We start from the raw sequence: 12462 nt of genomic DNA, 5'->3' as shown, positions 1-12462 counted from the left end.
TCAAGTGTGATGAAAAAATTCTCCATTCTAGGTATCATTCTTTATACAAAAAGCGATGAGTGATTAATTTAGTGAATCATATTTTTTATGAGCGTTATCTCATTTTTTCAAAAAATTGACATTATAATTATTTATATAATTTCAGATAATAATGATCAATATGAAGCTATAAAAGATGCTATAGATTAATAGCTTCTGGAAATTATAAATAATATTTAAGCTTTATTTAAAACTAATTTTAATTTTTTAACTGTGTCATTTTTGCTATAGATTTTTTCAAAAAATTGTGAAACGATTTACCATTATTTATGTATCACATTAGCTTTTAGGGGAGCAATTATGATTACAAAGTATTTAGCCTCAACATCTATATTTTCTTTAATTTTAATTTCTGTAGTACAGGCGTCGGATATCGTTATTCCTGAACAACCTGTTCCTGTTATTCCAGCACCTGCTTTGTCTTGGACAGGATTTTATCTTGGAGGACAGATTGGTAACTTTTCAGGTAAAACGACTGCAAGTTATTTAAAACATGAGACAGGGATATGGAATCCAATTGGAAAGGAGAATTTACCTAAACTTTCTGGTTTTATCGGGGGAGTTTATGCAGGTTCCAATATTGATATCGATAATAGTTTTATTATAGGTATTGATACAGATATTATGTGGTTTGGTAAAAAGGATTCTAAAGATGTCAATCTACCGAAAAAAAGTCCAACTGAAGAAACACCAAAACTTGTAGAAAAAACAAGTCTAACAAGAGATTTGCATGAGGAGGATTCGACAACACCTATTAAAGCTGTACGTCATACTTTAAAACAAAAATGGGCTGGTGCTACACGGGTGAGAGTTGGTTTTGCGATTGAGCGTATGATGCCTTATATTTCTGGAGGGATTGCTTATACGCAGCTTCAGAATATTTTTGCGGCAGTAGCTGATAGCAAAAATGGAGAAGTTGATTTTTCTGATTGGTTGCATGATGAAAAAAAGACCATGATTGGTTATACCCTTGGAGGTGGTATTGATTTTGCAATGACTGATAATATTATTGTACGTGCAGAATATCGTTATTCAGATTTTGGCAAAAAGAAGTTCATACAGGATAAATTTGAAATGGGCTACAAGACAAATGATTTTCGTGTGGGTGTAGCTTATAAATTTTAATTTTTTGCAGAATTAAACACTTCAAAAGTCTCATTTTCGAATGAGGCTTTTATTTTTCAGATATGTTCTAGTAAATATCCTTTACTCAAAAGAGCTACTATTTTATTCGAACAATACTTTGATTTGTAAACATAAATTACTTTTTGTCATGTTGAGTGAGAGACCCAAGTGTCATAAGATTTTCTCATTTTAAACCTATACCATATTGAACCGATCAAAACCATGTCTTTTGCACGTCAAAAAGAGGGGGCGTCGTGAGATAAAAACATTAAAGAAAGAATAAAAATGCTTCTTATGAACCATTTTAAGTGCTAAAGGCTGTCGCTACATTAGGGGGTGGCAAAGTGTGAGATTTTGATACTAGCTTGCTTTTCCATAAACGTGAAGATGGTGTTGCTAAATGGACTTAACATTACATCATTCATAGGTACCGTCGGGAAATGGGTTTGGGTGCTTTAAAAGATGCTTTTTTAAACCAACATGTGAATTGGCAAGCTAATGGCATTTTATTTTATTTGAAAGATCTTTCATACAATCAACTTTTCTGTTTTGCGGTATCGTAAAATATTTTATTTAATAACAAAAAGCTCGCAAAAAATTCTAAAGAACGTAAAATTACATCCGCAATATAACTCAATAATAAAATAATTATAAAGAGTATTATAAAGTGATTTATAGGAAAAAATAGAGAGAAAATTAGGAATTTATTGAGACATAAAAAACATTATTACCTATGTCTGTTATCGAAATATAATCTATTATTCTCCTAATTTTTTAAATGTACGATAATAAATTTTGAGTGAAATAGTAATGGATCATTTCAAATCTATTTACGATAAATCAATCAACATCATTTGTTTATGAATCACAAGTAGGTTGGGTTATTTAAATTATATACTTTAGTTATTATTTGGCTTTTTTAGCCATTGATTTTCAGGTATAGAAGCTGAATGAGCGTCTCTATTATTCTATAAAATATCATCATTGTAATAATATAAGGATTTTACGCATTAGATGCTTTTGGAGGAGTGGATGATGAAATTCAAAGCAGGGTTTATGTGTAGAGCTTTGTGAAGTAAATCACATGCGCAATTAGCAGCTGGAACCCGTGAGACAAGAATCCGAATTATTTATAAATCAGATGTGGTAGAAATTTCGTCCTTTAGAGCGGGAAGGAAGAAAACCGATAAGTTTGTAAAAAGCTAGTCACATAAGTGGGGCAGCAGATGGAACTGTCTGAGAAAAATTGATCTATTGACAGAGAAGGTGAAACTTTATCTTTTAAGGAGAAAAAGGGAAATAAGAATTATGATTTCCAAAGGGATATGAAATAAAAATATTTTTATTTTTTGTTGTTTGGGCAACTATGAAGGTGTTTAAAGATTAATTGTTTCAGTACATGCAATCTCGTTTTTGGGGTTGATAATGCTATAACGTTTTAATTGGCAATGCCATTGATTTTGTAAGCGTTCAATGGAAAATAAATTAAAGCCTGCGGGCGGTTTTTTATCACCAAAAGCTTGTGATGCGGAAGGAACACCAACAATAGGAATTTTTTTAATTGGTCCTTCAATGTAATTCAATGTGGGTAAATGAGTATGTCCGTGAAGAATAAGCTCACAACCGTGGTATTTGATAACGTCTAGAAAACGTTTTATATCCCGTAGTTTTTTATGCCAAGACGTGGCCTTTGGAAAGGGGGGGTGGTGAATCATGACGACACGAAAAAGGTTGCGCTGTGCTGCTTCCTTTAAAAAGAGCGGTAAAGTTTGCGCTTGCATTTTACCAAAATAGCCAGAAGCTTGAAAAGGCAATGTCGCAATGGCTGAAGAAGCTGCTATGATGGCAACATCTTTGCGAATGCGCATATAAGGAAAGGCACTTTTTTGAGGGATGTCACCTGTAATCCAAGGTTTAAAGAGAGTGCATGCTTTTTGTAAAGCGCCGCGGACATAGGCATCGTGATTTCCAAATGTCAAAGAAATATCTTGAGGTTTTCCTAGATTAAGTAGCCAACGATGAGCTTGTATAAATTCTTTATCGAGAGCAAGATTTACAAGATCACCAGAGATCACAAGGTGATCAGGTTTTGTTTTGTTCAAGGCATCTATTAAAATTTCTAGGACATCTGTTGCCATCTGACTCTTACGTTTTTTTTGCCAGTTCAGATAACCGGTAAGACGTTTCCCAGAAAGTTCAAAAAGGGAAGGTTGCGGGAGAGGGGAAAGATGTACATCCGATATATGGGCAAGATAAAACATAAAAGCTCGTAAAGTATTAAAAACGATTTAAAGAATAAACATAAGATAAGTTAGTGCTTAAAGGCAAGAAAGATTGTAAAATGAAAATTAGCTTGCAAAAAAGAATGTCTCAAGCGGAATATTCCAAATAGAATATCCCTAATAAAATATCATTGTGTTGTAGATTCACATATTTGTAAAAAAAAACATTTCTCAATGTGTTTGAGCTAATTTCACGACCGGTATTCGATGCTATAATAGAAAGCTTCTGTGAACTATATAGGGCTTACTGTACACTACCATCTCTACACTTATACAAGGTGCAAATAAAAAACATCATACTATTTTCCCCCAATTTTATGAAAATCCTTGCTTTGTTTTAAGAGGATTCATAAGAGGTATTTCACTCTTTTCTTCGATGTTTTCTATCCATACAGCATCTCTTCTAATAATACGCAAGAGAATGTTTTTTTATTGTTTTAATATGAGGACATTGGAAATAAGGAGAATTCCACTGTATTTTGAGTTATAAATCAATACGTTATATAATTATAAAAGACAAGTAAATACGTAAAAGGATAAGCTAAATTTAAAAACTATTATACGAAATCTCAGACTTTTTAACGGCCTTCATAATACCACATGCTGCTCAACAGTAAAAGGCAAGCAAGCAGTGCAAAAAAACCAGAAAATATCGAAAAATAAAAGGTATTGATTAAACGGGTTTCTGTTGCTTCTTTCAGAACAATTGAATGTGCTGGGGAAGAGGACGGACTTGTTTTTGATTGAATCAGCTTAAATGGAGGAAGATGAATGTTTTCTTTTCCTTCAGGGTGTAAACGTCCGATGTAGCCACCAGTGTGCTTAATAATGGGGGCTAGTTTTTCTTGTGTTGAAATCAAGTCAAACAACTCAAGATTATCGAGCATCCCTACAGAAGAAAGTATTGTTAAACCGCCATTTTTAATGTTAAAAATTCCTGTCTCATCAGTGGTCACAGTTGCAGTAAAAAGGCCTTCTTTCTCTTTGGTCAGAGTAATATTTTCTTTTTTTCCAGAGGGAAAGATTATTTCAGCGGGCTCTGGATGCTCTTTAAGGGTTTGGCGGCGAATTGTTAAATGATGATGGCTGCTGGTCGCACTTAATTTTTCTTCCTCAAGTTCTGGTTCTTTCATGAGCCAATGGGCAATACGACGATAAAGAGCAGCATAAGGACCACCGCCTTCGAAACCTCGTGCCCAAAGCCAACTTTCATCAGAGAGCAACATGCCTACACGTCCTTTATCAACATGCGAGAGAAGTAAAAGTGGTTGTTCATCCGCTCCTTTCATGAGGGCGATTCCGTTATTTATGTTTTGAATAGCAATTTGTCGCAACCATTGCCCCCATTGAGAAGCGGGAAGGTTAAGTGTTGCAAGACCCCTTGTGACAGGATGGCGCTCACCTTCTTTGGTTAATGTGGGGCGAAAAGGTTTTTCAATAATAGTTCCATTGGGCAATGCCGGTAGAATGCTTATTAAAGGTGTTTTCGCAAGTGAGTTTTTTTGGGTAAATTCAGGTCCTGTTACCATCAACAATGCACCCCCCTTTTGTACATATTGGGCGATATAATCATAATAGATTAAGGGGAGAACAGTAGAGTGCTGGTAGCCATCAAGGATGATGAGATCAAAGTTATTAATTTCTTCAACAAAGAGTTTTCTTGTGGGAAAGACCACTAAGGATAATTGGCTTGAGGGCGTATTATCTGCTTTGGTGGGGGGACGCAAAATAGTAAAGTGAACAAGATCAATATTGGAGTCACCTTTCAAAAGGTCTCGCCATGTCCGTTCTCCATTATAAGGAGCACCTGAAATAAGAAGAACGCGTAAATTTTCTCTGATTCCTTCAATAATTGTTATGGCGCGGTTGTTTTCCAAGCTTAGTTCACCTTTGTGTGGATCAGTTATAACTTGGATAATATTTTTTTCAGCATGGGGAAGGGTAATTTCAGTTTGAAAAATCACGCCAGGAGTTACAGAATAATGGCCAATGTCTTGTCCATTGACGCTTAGTGTAATATTTGCTTTCTGTGATATTATTTTTTTGGCGGGGCCTTTATCTTCTACCAAAATGGAGAGCGTTTGTGGTTTGTTGACAAGGGCAAAGCGTGGAGGAGAAATAAACTTGATTTGGCGATCAAATTCATCTGAGTATCCTGTAATCAGGGCATTGAGAGGTGCTTCATGATGAAGGTCTGATAGGTCAGGGATGTCATGCACTTGTCCATCGGTGATAAAAATGGTTCCTGCATAACGAGAGAGCGGTACATCAGATACTGCTTGTGTTAAAGTCTCAAACAAATTCGTTGAGGGCGCATATTGATTATCAGCAAGTTTCCCAGCTTCAATAAAACGTGGTTCAAATTGTGGATAATGCGCCAGTGTTTCGACTAATTGCCTGCGCGCTTCATCACTATCATTTGTACGTGTTCCAAATGATTGGCTTTTGCTGCGGTCAATGACAATGCCTACTGTGCTTTTCAGTGGTTCGCGCTGTTCTTTTATGATCATTGGATTGAGCAAAGCAAGGATAAGGGCGCTTAATGCCATCAGACGAAATAAAGAACCTTGCCGTTGCGTAACAAGACCAACAACGACAAAAAGAATCGATATTCCGCTTAAGAGCAGAATCCAAAAGAGTGGTAAAAAAGGCTGAAAAGTGAAAAATGATATCATTGCCTTCTTTCTCTTTTAAAGCGTTCCAAGAGTGCTGGAACATGCACTTGATCCGCTTTATAGTTTCCTGTAAGCACATAAAGGACAATATTTAAACCTGCACGAAATGCCCATAGACGTTGCATTGGATCATTGGGAACAAGGGGATATTTCCATGCCCCTTTTTCATCAAGTGCCCAAGCCCCAGCAAAGTTATTTGCGGTGATGAGAAGGGAGCTTACGTTATCGCCGTTGGCAAGAGAGTTTTTATTTTTTTTGTTTGTTGATGAGGATTCAACCCATAAAGGTGAACCACGGTAGAGACCAGGAAAATCTGGCATAATATAAAAAGAACGTGCAACAACATGATCTGTTGATGCTGACTCAATGGATGGAATATTTAACTCTTTTAAGATATCTCGTAATCTTTGCGTTTCTGGAGTAGCGTCTCCTTCAAGATTAAGATTGCTCTTTATCTGATCGCGCGTGTCAAATAAAATTGTTCCCCCATGTTTCATAAAGTTATTTATTTTTTCAAGGCTTTGGGGGGGTGGTATAGGACTCTTAACATCAATTGGCCAGTAAATAAGAGGATAAAAAGAGAGTTCATCTTTATCGAGATCAAGTGCTGTAACAGAGCCAAGGGTAAGCATTGTGCGCTCTGCGATAAATTGACTTAACGCTTCTAGACCACTTTTACTCGTTGTATCAATTTCATGATTATTGGTTATAACATAGGCAAGATGTGTTGCGCCAGCAGCTTGTACACTATCATGATGATTTTCTTTCGTTTGTGCATGAAGAGTTGGATCATATGAAAACAAGGCAATAAGACTTATAAAGGGGACGAGAAACATATTACGCCGTTTCATGAAAGAAAAAATATCTCCCATCCATAAAATGAGAAAATTGTCAAAGGCGAATAATAAGATGGCTAATCCTAAAAGTGGACCGATAAGATTTTTTTCTTTTGTATCGTAAGATAAAGGGCTTTTATTAAGAGAAGTTGGCAATGATGATTGTTTCATCAAGTGCGACGAATGAGTTAAGAGATTGAGTGCATAAAAATTGTTTTTGGCACCATAAAGTCCTGGGGGAGTATGGTAGGAAGGATGGGGTGGATTTTGAGAGTCAAAGATCAAAGGAACAACATCAGAGGGTGGTACTTGTAATTGTCCGTCAACGGCTATAGTTCGCCAAGGGTTTTGTATCACTGTTCTTTTTTCTCTGTGTGTTAGGTTTGTGTTTTCGTTAGAACCTAATGTGATTAATTTTTGCAGCATTTGTGCAAAAAAGCCAGAAAGAGGAAGGTTAGACCATGTTGGGTCAGGAGCAACATGAATGAGAATGAGGGTTCCTTTACCACGTTTTGCTGCGGTAACAAGAGGAGTTCCATCCGAAAGGCTAAGCCACGTTTTTTCAAAAAGATCTGGGGTTGGTTCTGCGAGGATTTGGCGCGAGACAGTAACATCTCCTGGAAAGGGAAGACCAAAGAAAAAGCTATTTTTTGCAAAAGGGGCAAGCTTTTGTGGTTTTGTCCAAGACATAATACTTCCAAGGGAACGTTGACCTGGGCGCAGTGGTATCGGAAGAAGGTTATCGTAATGTTCTGCGCTACTGAGTTTTTCTCCTGCAAAGCGGATGAGTGTTCCCCCTTTATTCACAAAATCAGAAAGTTTTTTTTCTGCTTTTGGGGGTATGTTAACAATGTCACCCATAATCAAAACAGATGGATTTTGTTTAAGCAAATGATCAATATCCGTTGAAAGTTCTCTTCCACCGGCTGTTATAAGCTGTGTATGACCTTGTAAGGCTTTGATAATGTAATAAAATGGAGCAAGTAAAGGCTGTGCCATTTCATTGGTATCGGGTGAGAGAAGAGCAACACGGCTTATCCTGTTATGGCTATCTACCAAGAAGGTTGCAGCAGCATGGTTTTGATTGTTTATTTTTATCCAAGCGATATCATTGCGTAGTTCAAGTGGTACATTAAAAGGAACAAGTGCTGTTGTTTCTCCTTCAGAGAAATTGTTCGTAAATTGACCGAGAAGTTGATTATTTGAATCGTAAAGGCTGAGTATAGCGGGAGTATTACTGTGTGTTGTTGAGCGGATAATACGCGCGCCCATGTTTCCATTGTTATTTTCTATGGATGTTATGCCGGTTAAATCGGAAATATCAGTCAAATACCACAAGAAGTTTCTAGGTTTTAATTCTTCAAGAAGAGCAAAAGCTTGCTCATCTTCATTTGTTTGTAATCCATCACTTAAATAAGCAATATCAAGAGGTTTTCCTTTGGTTCTTTCGCTGAGTTTTTTGAAGGCATGCACACGGTTGACAGGCCAAGGACGCGGTTGCAAATGCATTAAATGCTGTTTTATAATCTTGGCTGGTTGGGGCTCTATATTGGAGATATTATTTTCAGCCGTTGCAACAAGATAAATATTTTTTTGCTGTTTTTCTGCCTGTGCAAGGAGCATTTCAGCGATAGAGATGCGCTGTTTCCATTCTTTTACAGAAACCCAACCATTATCAATAACGAGTGCAAGGGGTTGAGATCCGGAAAAGCTTATTGGTTTTTGATTCCAAGTGGGGCGTGCTAGAGCTATGATAACAAGTGCCGCTATGGTTAAACGCAACAAGAGCAACCACCAAGGTGTATGTTTTGCTGTTTCTTGTTGATGAGTTGGTTTGGGTAAGAAGCGAAAAGGGGGAAAAAGCTCTTTACGCGGAGATGGAGGAGTTATCCGTAACAGCCACCAAATGACCGGTAGGAACAAAAGCCCTAGTAACAGAAAGGGAGCAGCAAAACTCAAAGTGCCCTCCTTTTTTGCAATGGAGAGTCGCTCATTGTATTTGCAAGATGAAAAATGGTCTCTGTTAAAGGTTGATCTGTTGTACTAACGTGATAAGACCATCCTTGGCGTGCGCAAAAATTTACCAATTCTTGTCGCCTTGCGTGATATAGTTTACAATAGCTCTTACGAAGATCTTCTGCTTTAGTGGAAACATGTTTCTCTTTCGTTTCAGGATCCAAAAATTCTGTGTGACCTGTGTAGGGAAAGCTTTCTTCTGCGGGATCAGAAATTTCAATTAAATGCGCTGTCACTTGTTTTGTAGTTAAAACGGTTAAATATTGGATGATTTTTTCAGGATAGTCGAGAAAATCACTCATTATAATGACATGTGAAAAGCGTGTAATCGTTGAAAAATCCGGAAATAAATTTTCATCTGAATGATTTTCTAAAGCAAAGGCTATTCGTTCTACGACATTGGATGTCATTGTGGGGGACATTAAGTTAGGAATAGCAATATGTTCGCCACTGCGTGCAAGAAGGGATGCCAAGGTAAGGGTAAGAATAATGGCATGATTACCTTTAGAGATTTTAGAAAAGCGGGAACAGTAATGCATTGATGCGCTCTGATCAGGACAAAGCCAAACGGTTTGTGTCATTTGCCATTCGTGTTCACGGAGATACGTATTTTCATCACGCGCTGAGCGACGCCAATCAATGCGGGTAATGGATTCTCCTTCCATATAGGGACGAAATTGCCAAAAGTTTTCCCCATTACCGCTTTTACGTTGTCTATGCCACCCAGTTATCAATGTATTAGCGATATGACGCGCTTGTAAAAGGAAATATGGCATTTTGCCAGTATCCTTATGCAGTTCATTTGCCAGCGACAATGGAGGCTTTTGTAAAACTTTTTTGCCAAGTGCCATTCAAAGAGCATCTTTCACAAGGTTATTGATAATATCTTTTACGGTTATATCTTCAGCACGGGCAGAAAAATTAAGAGCCATGCGGTGTTGTAATACAGGATAGGCCAATGCTTCAACATCATCAAGTGAAGGGGCTAAGCGTCCATAATAAAGAGCACGGGCGCGAACACAAAGTGAAAGGGCTTGTGATGCCCGTGGACCAGGTCCCCAAGAAACATAAGTATTAGCAAGGCTATTGTCTTTATGAGGGCGAGATGAGCGGACAATTTTTAAAATAGCTTCGATCACACTTTCTGAAAGAGGCATTTTGCGAACGATATTTTGAATTTTTTGCAATTTTTTGCCGGATAAAATTGGTTTTGCATTTGATTTTTTTTCTTTTGTTGTTTCTAAAATAATCCGTCGCTCTGTTGTGAGGTCAGGATAGTCAATATCGATTTGCATCAAAAAGCGATCCAGTTGTGCTTCAGGAAGTGGATAGGTCCCTTCTTGTTCAAGAGGATTTTGCGTTGCAAGAACATGAAAAGGTTGTGGCAAATCATAACGGTTACCTGCAACAGTAACATGATATTCTTGCATAGCTTGTAAAAGGGCTGACTGTGTCCGTGGGGAAGCACGATTGATTTCATCGGCCATGAGAAGTTGCGTAAAAATAGGACCTTGAATGTACCGAAAAGAACGTTTACCGTCTTTATCGGAATCCATAATTTCAGAACCAATAATATCCGATGGCATTAAGTCAGGAGTGAATTGGATGCGTTTTTCATCAAGCCCTAAGACTGTTCCCAATGTTTCAACAAGACGTGTTTTTGCAAGTCCTGGAGCACCGACAAGAAGGGCGTGACCACCAGCAAAAATAGCGATTAAAGCATATTCGATTACCTGATTTTGCCCAAAAATAACTTTGTCAATTTCTTTTTGTAAAATATCCAATTCTTTGTGTGCCGTATCAATATCATCAATAATGACTTGAGCTTCATGATTGATATTGACCTTTTTTATAGAATTGGATGATGGATCATGTTGACTCATATTTCTTCCTTAAGGCGTTTGTCGCAAAAATGGTAATTTTCTCTGCATGATAATGGATATCTTATTGTTTGTAACAGAAAATGAGAAGAAATGAAGTATCATATGCCGTTTTTTTTCATATTCATATAGAAGAGAAAAGTTTCTTTGGAAGAATAGACGTGCTTTATAAGGGATGTCTTAAAAAATTTGTTTTATGAAGAGATTTTTTTAAAGCAATGAAGACAACTTTTTTGAAAGGTTGAAGGGTGAATATAAGACAGAACTTCAAACAGGTTGCGTGGTTACAACAAAGTGATATCCAAACACTTCTTCGTGTTTTGTCTGTGGAGGGGGAAGAGGCGCGTATTGTAGGGGGAGCAGTGCGCAATCAACTGCTAGGGCAGCCTATTAGTGATATTGATATTGCAACAACCTGTTTGCCGCAACAGGTTATTGCACGTGTAGAAGAAGCAGGATTTAAAGCTATTCCTACAGGGATTGCTTTTGGTACAATAACAGTAGTTGCTCATTCATGTTCTTATGAGGTTACAACGCTTCGCTGCGATATTGAAACAGATGGTCGTCATGCAAAAGTGGCATTTGGTCGTGATTGGAAAAAAGATGCTGAACGGCGAGATTTTACGATAAATGCGCTTTATTGTGATGCTGCTGGCAACCTTTATGATGATGTGGGAGGTTTGAGTGATATTGTTAGCCGAACAGTTCGTTTTATTGGGGTTGCAGAAGATCGTATTTGCGAAGATTATTTGCGTATTTTACGGTTTTTTCGCTTTTTTGCGTGGTATGGAGCAGGGAGACCTGATGTGCAAGGATTGAAGGCATGTGTTCGTTTAAAACATGGTTTAAAAAAACTTTCTTCTGAACGTATTTGGGCAGAAATGAAAAAGCTTCTTGCGGCGTTTGATCCAACGCGTGCTCTTTTATGGATGCGACAAAGCAGAATTTTGGCACTCATTTTTCCTGAAACAGAACGATGGGGCATTGATGCAATTCACGCATTGGTGAAGACAGAACAGGCTCTTGGTTGGAAAGTTGATCCATTGTTACGGCTAGAAAGCCTTCTTCCTCCTGATCCCATGCGTCTTCATGAAATGGCACAGCGCTTGCGTTTTTCTCTTAAGGAAACAACGCGATTAAAAGAATGGGCGGAGTTAGAAATAATAAACCAAAACTGTTCTGATCATTTTGTGCAAAAACTGATTTATTTTCATGGACGACAGCCAGTTTTAGATCAATTATCGTTGTCTGTCGCTGCATCACATCTTGATCATCTGGAAAAAAGTGATGCTTTGCAAAAAGCAGAGGGTTATGTCAAGCTTTATCAATTTGCCAAAAAATGGCAAATTCCAACTTTTCCTATTAATGGTAACGATTTAATAAAGAAAGGTTTTACGAAAGGTGTACTTTTAGGAAAAAAGCTTAAAGAGCTAGAAATGATATGGATTGAAAGCGGATTTTTAATGGATCGTCATGCACTATTAGAAAAAATTGATTTATAATATTTCTGTTTATAAACTCACTGTTGTTTATATTTTTTAAGTCAACATATTAATTTATAATAATCATTATTCATGTAAAATAAGAGTTCACAATATTGTAAGGTTAT

At 37.3% G+C, this 12462-nt stretch carries 7 protein-coding genes; 2 read left to right on the top strand and 5 right to left on the bottom strand.

The window, feature by feature from the left end; translation table 11 throughout:
• Positions 1-339 precede the first annotated feature (339 nt).
• Positions 340-1164, top strand: a complete 825-nt coding sequence (locus tag ACFING_RS01790) for an outer membrane protein (protein WP_375629445.1) — start codon at positions 340-342, stop codon at positions 1162-1164.
• Between the two features lie 1376 nt (positions 1165-2540).
• Here ACFING_RS01790 and ACFING_RS01785 read toward each other — a convergent pair.
• The 5 genes from ACFING_RS01785 to ACFING_RS01765 all read right to left on the bottom strand — a co-directional run bounded on the left by ACFING_RS01785 (position 2541) and on the right by ACFING_RS01765 (position 10856).
• Positions 2541-3425 carry a metallophosphoesterase family protein gene (locus tag ACFING_RS01785; RefSeq protein ID WP_375629442.1) on the bottom strand — a complete coding sequence of 295 codons (885 nt, stop codon included), beginning with the start codon at positions 3423-3425 and terminating at the stop codon, positions 2541-2543.
• Between the two features lie 599 nt (positions 3426-4024).
• Positions 4025-6121: a glutamine amidotransferase gene (locus ACFING_RS01780; RefSeq protein WP_375629439.1), complete on the bottom strand. Its 2097-nt coding sequence runs from the start codon at positions 6119-6121 to the stop codon at positions 4025-4027.
• Positions 6118-8916 carry a DUF4159 domain-containing protein gene (locus ACFING_RS01775; protein WP_375629436.1) on the bottom strand — a complete coding sequence of 933 codons (2799 nt, stop codon included), beginning with the start codon at positions 8914-8916 and terminating at the stop codon, positions 6118-6120. The genes ACFING_RS01780 and ACFING_RS01775 overlap by 4 nt, the downstream gene beginning before the upstream one ends.
• Positions 8913-9824: a DUF58 domain-containing protein gene (locus tag ACFING_RS01770; protein ID WP_375629434.1), complete on the bottom strand. Its 912-nt coding sequence runs from the start codon at positions 9822-9824 to the stop codon at positions 8913-8915. Before ACFING_RS01770 ends, ACFING_RS01775 begins: the two co-directional genes overlap by 4 nt.
• Positions 9825-10856: an AAA family ATPase gene (locus tag ACFING_RS01765; protein ID WP_375612988.1), complete on the bottom strand. Its 1032-nt coding sequence runs from the start codon at positions 10854-10856 to the stop codon at positions 9825-9827.
• 245 nt (positions 10857-11101) lie between these two features.
• On the opposite strand from ACFING_RS01765, the gene ACFING_RS01760 reads away from it, so the two are divergent.
• On the top strand, positions 11102-12355 hold the full coding sequence (locus ACFING_RS01760) for a CCA tRNA nucleotidyltransferase (RefSeq protein ID WP_375629431.1): 1254 nt from the start codon (positions 11102-11104) through the stop codon (positions 12353-12355).
• Positions 12356-12462: the final 107 nt, after the last annotated feature.

The organism is Bartonella sp. AP150HLJHH (genome assembly GCF_042196385.1).
Classification (GTDB): Bacteria; Pseudomonadota; Alphaproteobacteria; order Rhizobiales; family Rhizobiaceae; genus Bartonella.
This window is presented reverse-complemented; position numbering and strand designations above follow the sequence as displayed.

Bases quoted from the DNA above. Each gene is read 5' to 3' on its own strand.
- ACFING_RS01790 (WP_375629445.1), top strand. From the start codon at position 340: ATGATTACAAAGTATTTAGCCTCAACATCTATATTTTCTTTAATTTTA.
- ACFING_RS01785 (WP_375629442.1), bottom strand. From the start codon at position 3,425: ATGTTTTATCTTGCCCATATATCGGATGTACATCTTTCCCCTCTCCCG.
- ACFING_RS01780 (WP_375629439.1), bottom strand. From the start codon at position 6,121: ATGATATCATTTTTCACTTTTCAGCCTTTTTTACCACTCTTTTGGATT.
- ACFING_RS01770 (WP_375629434.1), bottom strand. From the start codon at position 9,824: ATGGCACTTGGCAAAAAAGTTTTACAAAAGCCTCCATTGTCGCTGGCA.
- ACFING_RS01765 (WP_375612988.1), bottom strand. From the start codon at position 10,856: ATGAGTCAACATGATCCATCATCCAATTCTATAAAAAAGGTCAATATC.